Annotated in this window: 14 protein-coding genes; 9 read left to right on the forward strand and 5 right to left on the reverse strand. The window is 72.2% G+C overall.

From position 1 onward, the window contains the following. Positions 1–63 precede the first annotated feature (63 nt). From JL475_RS19655 to JL475_RS19665, 3 genes are read left to right on the forward strand one after another with little or no spacing between them, the layout of a single operon-like run. The gene (locus JL475_RS19655; protein WP_202279092.1) at positions 64–1461 is read left to right on the forward strand and encodes a gluconate:H+ symporter; all 1398 of its coding nucleotides are present in this window, start codon (positions 64–66) and stop codon (positions 1459–1461) included. 12 nt (positions 1462–1473) lie between these two features. After that, positions 1474–2235 (forward strand): SDR family oxidoreductase, encoded by a 762-nt coding sequence (locus tag JL475_RS19660; protein ID WP_202279093.1) that lies wholly within the window; start codon positions 1474–1476, stop codon positions 2233–2235. Between the two features lie 14 nt (positions 2236–2249). Further along, positions 2250–3275: an L-idonate 5-dehydrogenase gene (locus tag JL475_RS19665; RefSeq protein ID WP_202279125.1), complete on the forward strand. Its 1026-nt coding sequence runs from the start codon at positions 2250–2252 to the stop codon at positions 3273–3275. Positions 3276–3370: 95 nt separating this feature from the next. Here the strand turns inward: JL475_RS19665 and JL475_RS19670 are convergent, their stop codons facing one another. Beyond that, positions 3371–4912 (reverse strand): APC family permease, encoded by a 1542-nt coding sequence (locus JL475_RS19670; protein ID WP_202279094.1) that lies wholly within the window; start codon positions 4910–4912, stop codon positions 3371–3373. A 105-nt stretch (positions 4913–5017) separates the two neighbouring features. After that, positions 5018–5968: a hypothetical protein gene (locus JL475_RS19675; protein WP_202279095.1), complete on the reverse strand. Its 951-nt coding sequence runs from the start codon at positions 5966–5968 to the stop codon at positions 5018–5020. 281 nt (positions 5969–6249) lie between these two features. On the opposite strand from JL475_RS19675, the gene JL475_RS19680 reads away from it, so the two are divergent. From JL475_RS19680 to JL475_RS19690, 3 genes are read left to right on the forward strand one after another with little or no spacing between them, the layout of a single operon-like run. Further along, positions 6250–6801 carry an NUDIX hydrolase gene (locus JL475_RS19680; RefSeq protein ID WP_202279096.1) on the forward strand — a complete coding sequence of 184 codons (552 nt, stop codon included), beginning with the start codon at positions 6250–6252 and terminating at the stop codon, positions 6799–6801. Between the two features lie 37 nt (positions 6802–6838). Beyond that, entirely contained in the window at positions 6839–7231 is a 393-nt protein-coding gene (locus tag JL475_RS19685; protein ID WP_202279097.1) for a DUF202 domain-containing protein, read from the forward strand. Further along, entirely contained in the window at positions 7228–7569 is a 342-nt protein-coding gene (locus JL475_RS19690) for a DUF202 domain-containing protein (protein WP_202279098.1), read from the forward strand. Before JL475_RS19685 ends, JL475_RS19690 begins: the two co-directional genes overlap by 4 nt. Before the next feature lie 46 nt (positions 7570–7615). On the opposite strand, the gene JL475_RS19695 is transcribed toward JL475_RS19690, so the two are convergent. Further along, positions 7616–8560: an NADP-dependent oxidoreductase gene (locus tag JL475_RS19695; protein ID WP_202279099.1), complete on the reverse strand. Its 945-nt coding sequence runs from the start codon at positions 8558–8560 to the stop codon at positions 7616–7618. A 177-nt stretch (positions 8561–8737) separates the two neighbouring features. Here JL475_RS19695 and JL475_RS19700 point away from each other — a divergent pair, with 177 nt between their 5' ends. Both JL475_RS19700 and JL475_RS19705 read left to right on the forward strand, forming a co-directional pair. Continuing rightward, positions 8738–9760: a phosphotransferase family protein gene (locus JL475_RS19700; RefSeq protein WP_202279100.1), complete on the forward strand. Its 1023-nt coding sequence runs from the start codon at positions 8738–8740 to the stop codon at positions 9758–9760. Positions 9761–9766: 6 nt separating this feature from the next. Beyond that, entirely contained in the window at positions 9767–10981 is a 1215-nt protein-coding gene (locus JL475_RS19705) for an acyl-CoA dehydrogenase family protein (RefSeq protein ID WP_202279101.1), read from the forward strand. A gap of 14 nt (positions 10982–10995) precedes the next feature. Here JL475_RS19705 and JL475_RS19710 read toward each other — a convergent pair whose 3' ends face one another. Continuing rightward, positions 10996–11589 carry a TetR/AcrR family transcriptional regulator gene (locus JL475_RS19710; RefSeq protein ID WP_109380545.1) on the reverse strand — a complete coding sequence of 198 codons (594 nt, stop codon included), beginning with the start codon at positions 11587–11589 and terminating at the stop codon, positions 10996–10998. Between the two features lie 227 nt (positions 11590–11816). Beyond that, positions 11817–12590, reverse strand: coding sequence for an SDR family oxidoreductase (locus tag JL475_RS19715; RefSeq protein WP_202279102.1), 774 nt, complete (start codon positions 12588–12590; stop codon positions 11817–11819). Positions 12591–12858: 268 nt separating this feature from the next. Between JL475_RS19715 and JL475_RS19720 the strand changes: the two genes are divergently transcribed. After that, positions 12859–14118: an exo-beta-N-acetylmuramidase NamZ domain-containing protein gene (locus tag JL475_RS19720; protein WP_202279103.1), complete on the forward strand. Its 1260-nt coding sequence runs from the start codon at positions 12859–12861 to the stop codon at positions 14116–14118. Positions 14119–14225 lie beyond the last annotated feature (107 nt).

Here is a 14225-nt window from a genome sequence, read left to right on the forward strand (position 1 = left end):
CCCGGGGCGCACCCCGTCGCCCCGGTTCTTTCTCCAACTCCCCGTACTGACAAGGGATCCACCGTGACCAGACTCAGTGTCGAGATGCTGGCAGCGGACGTACCCGAGCCGATCACCTCGGCCGGCCACGCTCAGCTGGGCATCGCCGTCCTGGCGGGCATCGCCGTCATCGTCCTGCTCATCACCAAGTACAAGTTGCACGCCTTCCTGGCGCTGACCATCGGGTCACTGGCGCTCGGCGCGTTCGCAGGGGCGCCCCTCGACAAGGCGATCAGCAGCTTCAGTGCCGGACTCGGCTCCACCGTCGCCGGTGTCGGCGTGCTCATCGCCCTCGGGGCGATCCTGGGCAAGATGCTCGCCGACTCCGGCGGCGCCGACCAGATCGTCGACACCATCCTCGCCAAGGCGAAGGGCCGCACCATGCCCTGGGCCATGGTGCTGATCGCCTCGGTGATCGGTCTTCCGCTGTTCTTCGAGGTCGGCGTCGTCCTGCTGATCCCGGTCGTGCTGATGGTCGCCAAGCGCGGCAACTTCTCCCTGATGCGCATCGGCATCCCGGCGCTCGCCGGTCTGTCCGTGATGCACGGTCTGGTCCCGCCGCACCCCGGCCCGCTGGTCGCCATCGACGCGCTCAGCGCCAACCTCGGCGTGACGCTGGCGCTCGGCGTGCTCGTCGCCGTCCCGACGGTGGTCATCGCCGGTCCGCTGTTCGCCAAGTACGCCGACCGCTGGGTGGACGCCCAGGTTCCCGACCGGATGATCCCGCAGCGCGCCTCCGAGGAACTGGAGAAGCGCCCCGGCTTCGGCCCGACCCTGTTCACCATCCTGCTGCCGGTCGTGCTGATGCTGGGCAAGGCCCTGGTCGAGATCGCCGTCGGCGACCCGGAGAACGGCGTTCAGCGCGTCTTCAACGTCATCGGCTCCCCGATGATGGCCCTGCTCGCCTCCGTGCTCGTCGGCATCTTCACGCTGGGCATGCCCGCCGGATTCAACAAGGCCCGGATCTCGCAGCTGGTCGAGAAGGGGCTCGCCCCGATCGCGGGCATGCTGCTGATCGTCGGCGCGGGCGGCGGCTTCAAGCAGACGCTGATCGACTCCGGCGTGGGCCAGATGATCATGGAGATCTCCAAGGACTGGTCGATCCCGACGCTGCTGCTGGGCTGGCTGATCGCGGTGGCGATCCGGCTGGCGACCGGTTCGGCGACCGTGGCCACCATCTCGGCGGCCGGCCTCGTCGCGCCGCTCGCGGCCGACCTGTCGACCACGCACGCCGCCCTGCTGGTCCTCGCCATCGGCGCCGGCTCGGTCTTCTTCAGCCACGTCAACGACGCCGGCTTCTGGCTGGTGAAGGAGTACTTCGGCCTGAGCGTCGGCCAGACCATCAAGACGTGGTCGGTCATGGAGACGATCATCTCGGTGGTCGCCGGTGGTCTGGTCCTGCTGCTCTCGCTCGTCATATAGGGGTACGGAAAAGTGACGGCTCATTCCCTGTTCGACATCAGTGGCCGCACGGCCCTGGTGACCGGATCCAGCCGGGGCATCGGACTCGCTCTCGCTCGCGGACTGCTCGAGGCGGGCTGCAGGGTCGTGCTCAACGGGCGGGACGGCGAACGCCTCGCCGAGGTCGCGGCCGAACTGCCGGGCGACGTCCACACGGCCGTGTTCGACGTGACCGACAGCGCCTCGGTGGCCGCGGGGATCGCGGACGTGGAGGAGCGGGTGGGCCCGCTCGACATCCTGGTCAACAACGCGGGCATGCAACTGCGGGCCCCGCTGCTCGAGTTCACCGACGCCGACTGGCGCCGCATCCTCGACACCAACCTCACCAGCGCGTTCCTGGTCGGCCGGGAGGCCGCCCGCGGGATGACGGAACGCGGCCACGGGAAGATCATCAACATCTGCTCGCTGCAGAGCGAGGTGGTCCGCCCCGGCATCGCGCCGTACGCAGCCACCAAGGGCGCGCTGAAGATGCTCACCAAGGGCATGTGCGCGGACTGGGGCCCGCACGGGGTCCAGGTCAACGGGCTCGGCCCCGGCTACATCGAGACCGAGCTGACCGAACCACTGGTGAAGAACGAGGAGTTCAGCGCCTGGGTGCGCAAGCGGACGCCCGCCGGGCGCTGGGGGCGTACCGAGGACCTGGTGGGCGGGGTGCTGTTCCTCGCCTCTCCCGCGGCCGACTTCGTCGGCGGGCAGGTGCTGTACGTCGACGGCGGCATGACGAGCGTGCTGTGAAAGAGGTGGCGGAGATGCTCGGTTGTGTGATTCACGGTCAGGGCGACCTGCGGGTCGAGGAGCAGGCGGTGCCGGCCCCCGGCCCGGGCCAGGCGCTGGTCGCCGTCCGGTACGGCGGGGTGTGCGGTTCCGACCTGCACTACTGGCGGCACGGCGGGGTGGGCGACTTCCGGCTCCGGGAGCCGATGCTGCTCGGGCACGAGGTCGTCGGCACCGTCGTCTCGTACGGTGACGGGGCCTCGGGTCCGGCCGCCGGCACGGCCGTCGCCGTGCACCCGGCGACCCCGTGCGGGGTGTGCCCCGAGTGCGTGGACGGGCGGCGCAACGTGTGCCGGGACACCCGGTACCTGGGCAGCGCGGCTCGCTTCCCGCACGTGCAGGGCGGTTTCGCGGCGCAGATCGTCGTCCCCGCCGAGCAGCTGCGTCCGCTTCCCGCCGGGCTGGAGCTGCGGCGGGCGGCTCTCGCCGAGCCGCTGTCCGTCGCCCTGCACGCGGTGCGGCGGGCCGGGGAGGTGGTCGGCCGGCATGTGCTGGTCACCGGGGCCGGGCCCATCGGCTGCCTGGTCGTGGCGGCGGCGAAGGCTGCCGGGGCGGCGAAGGTGACCGTCACCGATCTGCTGCCGAAGGCGCTGGAGTACGCGCGGGCCGCGGGCGCCGACACCCTCGTCCGCGCCGACGACCCGGACGACGCCGGGTGGCCGGCGGAGGTGGACGTGGCGATCGAGGCGTCCGGCGTGGCCGCGGGGCTGGAAGCCTGTCTGCAGCGCGTGCGGCGGAGCGGGGTCGTCGTGCAGCTCGGCATGCTCCCGGCGGGGCAGAGCCCGTTCGCGGGCAACCTGGTGGTGAGCCGGGAGATCGAGCTGCGCGGGGCGTTCCGCTTCGACACCGAGTTCGACGCGGCGCTCGACCTGCTCGCGGCCGAGCCGTCGTTCGACGACCTGGTCAGCGCGGTCGTGCCGGTACGGGAAGCGGAGTCGGCGTTCACGCTCGCCGCGGACCGGAGCAGGTCCTGCAAGGTCCTGCTGGACTTCGCCTCCTGAGTCCTTCCGGCCACCGCCTTCCCGGCACAGCCCCGGCGGGTCCACCGACCCGCCGGGGCCGACGCGTTCCCCCGGCCGTGCGTCGCCCGTCCGTCCTATGCGCCGCGCTCGGCCTCCTTGTCCAGTTGGAAGGCCTCGTTGCCGAGCCCGATGCGGGCGTGGACCTCGGGCGCGCGGGCGCGCAGGACCAGGCCCTGGACCAGGCCGGCGACGAGGGCCAGCCCGATGACGCCGGGCAGCAGCCGGCTCAGCGCGGAGCCGGGGCCGGCTCCGACGAGCACGTCGAAGTCCTTGACGGTGTAACCGGCGATCACGACCAGGGCGAGGCCCGCCAGCGCCGAGGTGGCCAGCCGCCAGGCCTGGGCGCCGGCGGCCCCGCGGCGGACGAAGAAGACGACGACGGACAGCGAGGCGATCGCCATCAGCACGATCACGCCGAGGGCGCCGATGTTGCCGAACCAGGTGAACAGGTGCAGGACGGGCGCGGTCGGGTCGCCGGTCGGCTTGTCGTCGGTGAGCGCGAAGGCGAGGACGAGCACCACGGCGATGCCCGTCTGGAGCAGCGAACCGGTGCCGGGGGCGCCGCTGGCGCCGGTGGTGCGGCCGAAGGCGCCGGGCAGCAGGCCCTCGCGGCCCATGGCGAAGGCGTACCGGGCGACGACGTTGTGGAAGCTGAGCAGCGCGGCGAACATGCCGGTCACGAAGAGGACGTGCAGGACGTCCGTGAAGGTGCCGCCGAGCCGGGCCTCGGTCAGGTGGAAGAGCAGTCCCGCGCTCTGCTCCTGCGAGGTGGCGACGACATCGGCGGGGCCGGTGGCCACGGTGAGCGCCCAGCTGCTGATCGCGAAGAAGACGGCGACGCCGGTGACCGCGAGGAACATCACGCGGGGCACCAGGATGTGCGGCCGGCTGGTCTCCTCCGCGTAGACCGGGGCCTGCTCGAAGCCGAGGAAGGCGGCGATGCAGAAGCACAGGGCGGTGCCCACGCCGGCGCCGGTGAGGGTGTCCGGGTTGAAGGCGTGCAGCGACAGCCCTTCCTTGCCGGGGTCGGCGATGGCGGCGACGTCGAAGACGACGACCAGGAGCACCTCGATGACCAGCAGGACACCGAGCACACGCGCGTTGACGTCGATCTTCAGCCAGCCCAGCGCGCCGACGGCGACCGCGGCCGCGAGCGCCGGTGTCCACCAGGCGACCTCCAGGCCGGCGTAGGCGGCGAAGAGCCCGGAGACCTCGAAGCCGAAGATGCCGTAGATGCCGACCTGGAGCGCGTTGTAGGCGACCAGCGCGACCATGGCGGCGCCCGCGCCGGCGGTGCCGCCGAGGCCGCGGGAGATGTACGCGTAGAAGGCGCCGGCGTTGTGGACGTGCCGGCTCATCTCGGCGTAGCCGAGGCTGAACAGCACCAGCACGGTGCCGAGGACCACGAAGAGCAGGGGCTGGCCGACGATGCCCATCACCGCGAATGTGGTGGGCATGACACCTGCGACCACCATGAGGGGGGCGGTCGCGGCGAGCACGGAGAGCAGCAGACCGCCCGTGCCGAGGCGGTCGGCGCGCAGGGCGCGCTCCTGTCCCTTGAAGGTGCTGATGCCGTCCGCTGCGGATCTGCTCGGGCTCGAACTGTCCGTGGTCATCGGGAGACCGTCCTTGGGTCGGGATTGGTTGTCGGGATTGGTTGTCGGGTGTGGCTGCGGGCGTGATGCGGCGAGCCGGGTCGGCCGGATCGGGCTCGTGCGGGTTCATCCGGTGCCGAGGGCGGCGGCCCGCGCGGCGCGGAAGGCGGTGAGCGGGTCTCGGTCGGGGTACGACCAGGGGGCCGTGGTGGCCTTGTCGCCGATGCGGTGGAACAGGGCGGCGGCCTCGGCGCCCCGGCCCTCGCAGACCTTGGCGTGGGCGAGGAAGTTCAGGTCGATCAGGCGGCGCGGATGGCCTTCGTGCTCCCACTCCAGCCACCAGTCGAAGGCGGCCTTCATCACCTGCCGGGCACGGCGGCCCACCCAGTGGCCGGAGGCGGCCGGATCGGCGCGCTCGTGGCCGGCGGCGGCGAGCGCGCGGTAGCGCTCGGCGTGCGCGATGACCGGCAGCATCGCCAGGGGGGAGTCGGCGGGCGCCTGTTCGGCGGACCAGTTGGCGAAGTCGTAGACCTCGTGCAGCGGGTCCGGGCCCGTCTCCACGCGGCGTTCGGCGAGCCAGGCGACCACCAGGTGGTGGGCGTGGTGGTGGTCAGCGTACCGGGTGCGGACCTGTTCGAAGATCCGCACCACGTCGCCCTCGGCACCCCGGGCGCACTCCAGCAGCAGCAGACCGAGCCACGGGGTGGGGTCGGCGGGTGACGCCGCGGCCGCCCGGCGGCAGGCCTCGCGCGCGCGGTCCGCCTTCTCCTTGCCGCGCAGGGCGCGCCTCACCAGGGCCAGGGCGAGCAGGACCGACGCGTTCCCGGAGTCGGGCTCGGCGAGCAGCCAGTCGCGGACCCAGGCGGCGCTGGAGGCCTCCCGGGCGAGCACGGTGATCCGGTGGCCGCGGCGGTCCCAGTCGTCCCCCGTACGGACGAGCAGCGAGCGGGCGTTCTGCCACCGGCCTTGCGCCAGCGCGGCCCGCGCGGCGACGAGTTCCTCGTCGTCGAGGGCCTCGTCGAAGGCCTGTGCCGCACGTCTGCGCGCACGGCCGAGGGGAGGCGGGGGTGGAGACACCGCGGACTTCCTCACGCGCTCTTCTTGTGGCTCGGCCCATGTCGGACGGTCGGTCGGTACGGCAGTGGTCGGCTGCCGATAGCCATGGACTGATCACGGACAGCAAACCGGCAGCCAACAGTCGACGTCAAGGGCGCCCGAGTCATTACACGCGTCAACCAGCGTCATGGACAGGTCACTTGGGATCCGGCGGCCCGGCCCGTGTCCGTCCGGCGGGACAGAGCCGGCAGTCCCCGGAAGCCGTGCCTGCCGCAGACGGCGGGGCCTGCTTGGATGGGGTCATGAGTGCCGCTGACGGGCCCGCGCGTGCCGCCGACGAGATCCTCGACATCGTGGACGAGGACGACCGGGTGACCGGCCGGTCCCCGCGCGGTGAGGCCTACGCCCGGAAACTGCGGCACCGTTGCGCGTTCGTCCTGGTCAGGGACGCCGAGGGCCGGATCTTCGTGCACCGCCGCACCCCGACCAAGCTGGTCTTCCCCTCCTTGTACGACATGTTCGTCGGCGGGGTCGTGGGTGCCGGGGAGAGCTACGACCAGGCGGCCCTGCGCGAGGCCGAGGAGGAGCTGGGCGTGTCCGGGCTGCCGCGCCCCGAGTACCTCTTCAAGTTCCTGTACGACGACGGCGCCGGCCGGACCTGGTGGTCCGCGGTCTACGAGGTCCGCTGCGACCTGCCCGTACGGCCCCAGGCCGAGGAGGTGGCCTGGCACGCCTTCCTGACCGAGGCGGAGCTGGAGCGACGCCTGAGCGAGTGGGCGTGGACACCGGACAGCCTGGCGGCGTACGAACGGCTCAGGGCCACCCGGGCCCGGGAGCGGGAGCGTCCGGGCTAGGTGCTGTCCGGGCAGGGCGTCCCGGTAGGGTCACGGCGTGATCGACTTCGTACGGAACGTCCGGCTGTGGTTCGCGCCCGAGGACGTGCGGCAGGAGGGGGAGACGCCCGACTACCGGTTCTCGCTGGCGAACGAGCGCACGTTCCTGGCCTGGCTGCGCACCGCCCTCGCGCTGATCGGCGGTGGCTTCGCCGTGGACCAGTTCCTGCCGGACCTGCGCTGGGGCTGGCGGGTCGGGCTCGCGCTGACGCTGCTCGCCGCCGGGGTGCTGTGCGCACTGCGCGCGGTCGACCACTGGGTGCGCTGCGAGCGGGCCATGCGGCGCGGTGAGGACCTGCCGGTGTCCCGGTTTCCGGTGCTGCTGAGTCTCGTCGTCGCCGTCGTCGCCGTCGCGATGGTCGTCGCGGTGCTCGTCGGGTGGGAGGGGTGAGCGGGCCGGCCGGGGCCCGGGCGGCCCGGGACCCCGGTCTGCAGCCCGAGCGGACCCGGCTCGCGTGGCGGCGTACGACCCTCGCGTGCACCGTCGCGTCCGTGCTCGCGGTGCGCATGGCGCTGCACGGCGGGGTGTCGGCCGCCGGGGTGGTCCTGTGCGCGCTGTGCTGCGCCTGCTGGCTGGGGTTCCTCCTGGTCGCCCACCGCCGGATCCACGCCCTCGCGGCCACGGCCGCCCCGGCCGCGCCCTCCCCCCGGCGTCTCGCCGCGGCGGTGCTCTGCACCGGGGCCCTGGCCGTGTGCGGGACGGCCCTCGTCCTGCTGGACCGGACCTAGTCGCGCCGTTCGGAGAGATCGGTGACGCGGCTCCCGAAAGGCCGCCTCACCGGTCCTCCGGCTCCCCGTCCACGGTGACCACGATCTTGCCCCTGGTCCGGCCCTCCTGGTTCAGCCGGTGGGCGTCCGCCGTGCGTTCCAGCGGGAACGTCTTCGAGACGTGCACGCTCACCGCACCCTGTTCCGCCAGTTCGGAAAGGTGCCCGAGATCCTGGGGATCGGGACGGACGAAACAGTAGCGGCCCCCGTACTCCACCACCGCGTTGTCGACGATCGACGCAAGTCGGCCCTCGGGGGCCAGGAGGTTCGCCGAGACCTTCAACGCGTCGCCGCCGACCGTGTCGAACACCGCGTCCACGCCTTCGGGGGCGAGCCCCCGCACCCGCTCGGCGAGGCCCTCGCCGTAGGACACCGGTTCCCCGCCCAGCTCGCGGACGAAGTCGTGGTTGTGCTCACTCGCCGTACCGATGACCCGGGCGCCGAGGTGTACGGCGAGCTGGACGGCGATGGAGCCGACGCCGCCGGCCGCGGCGTGCACCAGGACGGTCTCGGCCCGTTTCACCTCGAGGGCCCTGTGCAGCACCTGGTAGGCGGTGAGTCCGGCGAGGGGCAGTCCGGCGGCTTCCTCGAAGGACAGGTTGCGCGGCTTGCGCGCGAGGGCCCGTACCGGGGCGGCCACGTACTCGGCGAAGGTGCCGCGGGAGAGGAAGTCCTCACGCACATAGCCGATGACCTCGTCGCCGACGGCGAACTCGGGGACCGCGGCACCGGGCCGTACGACCACACCCGAGACGTCCCAGCCGGGGATCACCGGGAACACCGGGGCCAGGACCGGGTCGAGATAGCCCTCGCGGCACTTCCAGTCGACGGGGTTGACGGCCGCCGCCCGCACCTTCACGAGTACCGAGTCCGGACCGACCCGGGGGTCGTCGGCCTCCCCGTACTCGAGCACCTCGGGGCCGCCGTATCGCGCATAGCTGATCGCCTTCATGGGGTAGACCCTCCGGCGTCGCCTCCCGCCGCGCAAGCCCGGTGGCCGAACGGGCGTGTCGTGTGCGCGTGCGGTGGACGGGGCGTGGCTCCGGTCACGTTTCGCTCGCCCCCTGGACGACATACCGACCGGTCGGCATCATGTGTCGGGTACCGTCACCTGCCCGTAGGAGCGAGAATGAGCCCCGACCACCCGCCCGGACTGGATCTCGACCGGCTGAGTGCCCTGCTCGAGCGGGAGCGCCCCGGTCTGGTGAACGGCCCGCTCTCCGGTCGGCTGATCGAGGGCGGCAGGTCGAACCTCACCTACGCGCTCTCCGACGGCACCACGCGGTGGGTGGTACGGCGCCCGCCGCTCGGGCACGTACTGGCCACCGCGCACGACATGAGGCGTGAACACCGGGTGATCAGCGCGCTGCACCCGACCGCCGTGCCGGTGCCCCGCACCGAGCTGCTGTGCGAGGACGAGGAGGTGCTCGGGGCACCCTTCTACGTCATGGAGTTCGTCGACGGCGTCCCGTACCGGACGGCGGACCAGCTGGTGCCGTTGGGACCGGAGCGCACCCGTCGGGCCGTGCTCGGCCTGGTGGACACGCTCGTCGAGCTGCACGCGGTGGACCCCGGCGAGGTGGGTCTGGCCGACTTCGGCCGCCCCGAGGGCTTCCTGGACCGGCAGCTGCGGCGCTGGGGCAAGCAGTTGGACGCCTCCCGCGACCGGGAGCTGGCCGGGATCGACGAACTGCACGCCGCGCTGGGGCGGGAGCTGCCCCGCTCCCCCGCGCCGGCCGTGGTGCACGGCGACTACCGCCTCGACAACGTCCTGATCGGCGAGGACGACGAGATCAAGGCGATCCTCGACTGGGAGATGTCCACGCTCGGCGACCCGCTGACCGACCTCGGCCTGCTGGTGATGTACAGCATGCCGCTGGACGTGCCCGGCTCACCCGTCTCCACGACGGCCGAGGCGCCCGGACATCCGGCGCCCGCCGAGCTGATCGAGCGGTACGCCGCCCGCTCGGGACGCGACGTCTCCGCGGTGTCCTGGTACACGGCGTTCGCCTGGTTCAAGCTCGCCGTGATCCTCGAGGGCATCCACTACCGCTACACGCTGGGCCAGACGGTCGGCCGCGGTTTCGACCGCATCGGCGCTCTGGTCCCCGTCTTCATCGAGCACGGTCTGACCACTCTTCAGGAAGGCTGACGGGACATGGACTTCGCGTTCGACGCGCGCACCGAGGAACTGCGCGCCAGGCTGCTCGCCTTCATGGACGAGTACGTCCACCCGGCCGAGCAGGTCGCCCACGAGCAGCGCGCCGGGCTGGCCTCGCCCTGGGACACCGTCCCCGTGGTGGAGGACCTCAAGGCCGAGGCCCGCCGGCAGGGGCTGTGGAACCTGTTCCTGCCCGACTCCACGTACGGCGCCGGCCTCACCAACCTCCAGTACGCCCCGCTCGCCGAGATCACGGGCCGTTCCCCGCAGCTGGCGCCCACCGCCACCAACTGCGCGGCGCCCGACACCGGGAACATGGAGGTGCTGGCCCAGTTCGGCGACGAGCAGCAGAAGAAACAGTGGCTGGAGCCCCTGCTGGCGGGGGAGATCCGCTCGGCGTTCGCGATGACCGAGCCGGAGGTGGCCTCCTCGGACGCCACCAACATCACCACGCACATCGAGCGGGACGGCGACTCGTACGTCGTCACGGGCCGCAAGTGGTACATCTCCGGGGCGATGAACCCGGACTGCCGGATCTTCATCGTGATGGGCAAGACCGACCCGGACGGGGCGGACATCCGCCGTCAGCAGTCGATGATCCTCGTGCCCCGCGACACGCCCGGCGTCACGATCCAGCGCGCCATGCAGGTGTTCGGTTACGAGGACCACTCCCACGGCGGCCACGCCGAGGTGGTCTTCGACCGCGCGCGCGTGCCGGTGGCGAACCTGATCGGTGAGGAGGGCGGCGGTTTCGCCATCGCCCAGGCGCGGCTCGGCCCCGGCCGGATCCACCACTGCATGCGGTTGATCGGCATGGCCGAGCGGGCGATCGAGCTGATGTGCCGGCGGGCCGTGTCCCGTGACGCCTTCGGCAAGGCGCTGGCCCGGCAGGGCGTGGTGCAGAACTGGATCGCGGACGCGCGGGTCGCGGTCGAGCAGTTGCGGCTGCTGGTGCTGAAGACGGCCTGGATGATGGACACCGTGGGCAACCGGGGCGCCCACACCGAGATCCAGGCCATCAAGATCGCCACCCCGCGCACGGTCGTCGGCATCCTCGACCGGGCCATCCAGTTGTACGGGGCGGGCGGGGTCAGCCAGGACTTCCCGCTGGCCGAGCTGTACGCCGGTGCCCGCACGCTGATGATCGCCGACGGCCCGGACGAGGTGCACCAGCGGTCGCTGGCGCGACGGGAGCTGAAGAAGTACCTGTAGGAGGCTCCGGCGTCTCAGGGACGGAGTGCGCGCAGCAGCAGGTCGGCGAGGTGGTCGGCGACCTGCTGCGGCGTGAGGGGCCCGTCGGGGCGGTACCAGGTCGACAGGTGGTGCACGGAGCCGAAGTGGTAGTCCACCACCAGGTCGGCCGGGGTCGCCGTGGAGAACACGCCCGCCGCCTGACCCTCCTCGATCAGTGCGCGGAAGCGCTCGTGGTAGCGGCGGCGCTCGGCCCGTACCTGCTTGTTCTTCTCCGGACTCAGATGGTGCATGGAGCGGAAGAAGATCGACGCGTCGTCCAGGTTCTCGATCGTCGTGACGACGACGTCGGCCGCGGCGCCGCGCAGGCGCTTCTCGATCGGTTCGTCGGCGCTCGCGTAGGAGTCCAGGCGTTCCTGCTGGAGGCGCAGCATGCGCGCGTAGACCTCGTGCAGCAGGTCGTCCTTGGAGCCGAAGTAGTGGTAGAGCGCGCCCTTGGTGACGCCGGCCGCCTCGACGATCTCCTGCACGGAGGTGCGGTCGTAGCCCTGCTCCGCGAAGAGCCGGGTGGCGGCGGCCAGGAGCCGCTGCGGTACCGGGGGCCCGTCACCGTCCGTCGTCCTGGGCACTGCCGCCACCTGCCTTCCGTGTCGTTGTCGCTGTTCGTTGTCGCTGGTCGCTGCCGGCCGTCGTCACCACCGGTCGTCGCCGCTGGTGCCGCCGGCCGTCCCGCGTCGGGGAAAGCGGTTCCCCGACGGGGATCTTTTCACTTGCCGTCCGCGACGCGTCGGGCAGGATCTCCGGTTGCCGCGCGGGCTCGCGTGCGGTCATGGCCGGTCGTGGCCGTCCGGGCGGCTCACCGGGTGGCCTCCCAGTGCCGCTGGATGCGGTTCATGCCGCCGAGCCAGCGCTCCGGGTCGGCGGCGCGGGCCCGGTAGTACTCGGCGACCTCGGGGTGCGGCAGGATCAGGAAGCGGTCCTCCTCGATGCCGCGGAACAGGGCGTCGGCCACGTCCTCGGGCTCGATCGCGGTCGGCTCGAGCACCAGCTCGCCCGCGCTGCCGCTGCCGGTGAGCATGTCGGTGCGCACACCCTGCGGGCAGATCGCGTGGACCTGCACACCGCGGTGGCGGTACGTCAGGGACAGCCATTCGGCGAAGGCGTAGGCGCCGTGCTTGGTGACGCTGTAGGAGGCGGTGCCGATCATGGTGAGCAGTCCGGCGGCGGAGACGGTGGAGACGAAACGGCCACTGCCGCGTTCCAGCCAATCGGGGAGCAGCGCGTGCGCCGCGCGGACGTGGGCCATGACGTTGACGTCCCAGGAGAGTGCCCAGCCCTGTTCGTCGAGCGGCCCGCCGGGCTCCCCGCCGCCACGGCCGACGCCGGCGTTGGCGCAGTAGACGTCGATCCTGCCGCCGAGCGCGTCCAGGGCCTCGGGGACGACGCAGGACGCGTCGCCCGGGACCGCGATGCCGCCGATCTCCTCGGCGACGTCCTTGACGCGGCCGGCGTCCAGGTCGTTGACGACGACCTGGGCCCCCTGGTCGGCGAAGCGGCGGGCGAGTGCCGCCCCGATGCCGCCCCCGGCGCCCGTGACGACCACCTTCGCACCCTGCACGGCTTCCACCATCGGTCTCCTTCGACGCGGCGGCCGACCGCCTGCCCGGCCGGCTCTGTTTCCCGGTGATTCCGGCGATTCCGGCGATCTCGGCCCGGCCGCGGTGGTGACGCGCCGCGTTGCCGCCGTCACGCCGCTCGCACCACGCCAGACTAACCGGTCGGTATGCCAGGCGGAAGAAGAAGACGTGAACCGGCCAGGTCCGACTCGTTCCCCGGCACGGTTCGCGCGCGTTAACGTGCGTGGGCATGACACCCGCAGCGATCACGGAGGTCACGGTATGAAGCTGTCCAGACGGAGCCTGCTCGCCACCACCACAGCCACCCTCGCGGCCACCGCGGCCACCGCCGTCCCGGCGCACGCGGCCCCCGGACGGGCCCCTGCCGCGGGCCGGAGGCTGCGCACCGGCTTCGAGCAGCTCGCGGCGGACGGTTACGCGCTGCTCGAGGGCCGGCGCGTCGGTGTGGTCACCAACCCGACGGGCATCACCCGGGACGTACGGCACATCGTCGACGTCATGCACGCCGACGACCGCGTGGACCTGACCGCCGTGTTCGGACCCGAGCACGGCTTCCGGGGCACCGCGCAGGCGGGCGGATCCGAGGGCCGCCACGACGACCCGGCGACCGGCCTGCCCGTCTACGACACGTACCTGAAGAGCGGCCGGCCCCTCGCCGACGTCTTCACCGCGTCCGGCGTCGACACGGTCGTCTTCGACATCCAGGACGTGGGCGCCCGCTTCTACACGTACATCTGGACGCTCTACGACTGCATGGAGGCGGCGCGGCTCGCGGGCAAGCGGTTCGTCGTCCTCGACCGGCCGAACCCGATGACCGGACGGGCGGCGCTGGGGCCCGTGCTGCACCCGGAGTTCGCGACGTTCGTCGGACGGCAGCCGATCTCGCAGGCGCACGGGATGACGGTGGCGGAGCTGGCGCGGTTGTTCAACGCGGAGTTCCTGGCCGATCCGGTGCCACTGGAGACGGTGCGGATGTCGGGCTGGCGGCGGTCCGACTTCTACGACGCCTCGGGGCTGCCGTGGGTACCGCCCAGCCCCAACATGCCGACGCCCGAGACGGCCCTGGTGTACGCGGGGACGTGCCTCTTCGAGGGCACCAACCTGTCCGAGGGGCGCGGGACGACCCGGCCGTTCGAGCTGCTGGGCGCGGAGGGGATCGACGGACGCTGGGCGGCCGAGGCGAACGGGCTCGGCCTGGCGGGTGTGCGGTTCCGTGAGGCGTACTTCGCGCCCACGTTCTCCAAGTTCCAGGGGAAGACCGTCGGGGGCGTGCAGCTCCATGTGCACGACCGTGACGCGTTCGATCCCGTACGTACGGGAGTGGGGCTGCTGGTCACCGCCAAGCGGGTGTGGAGCGGATTCGCCTGGCGCCCGGACAACTGGATCGACAAGCTGACCGGCTCCACGCTCGTGCGCACGATGATCGACGCGGGCGCGGACACGGACGAGGTCGTGGCCGGCTGGCGGGACGAACTGGCGGCGTTCCGGCGGATGCGCCGGGAGTATCTGCTGTACCGCTGACACGCGGGCGTTCGCCCGGTGAGCAGTCCGCCGGGCACGCACCGTAAGCGGCCACGGCGGCCACGGCGACAGGAACGGTGGCAGGGACGGCGGCGGGCCGGGCAGTG

Source organism: Streptomyces sp. M2CJ-2 (assembly GCF_016757295.1).
GTDB lineage: Bacteria > Actinomycetota > Actinomycetes > Streptomycetales > Streptomycetaceae > Streptomyces.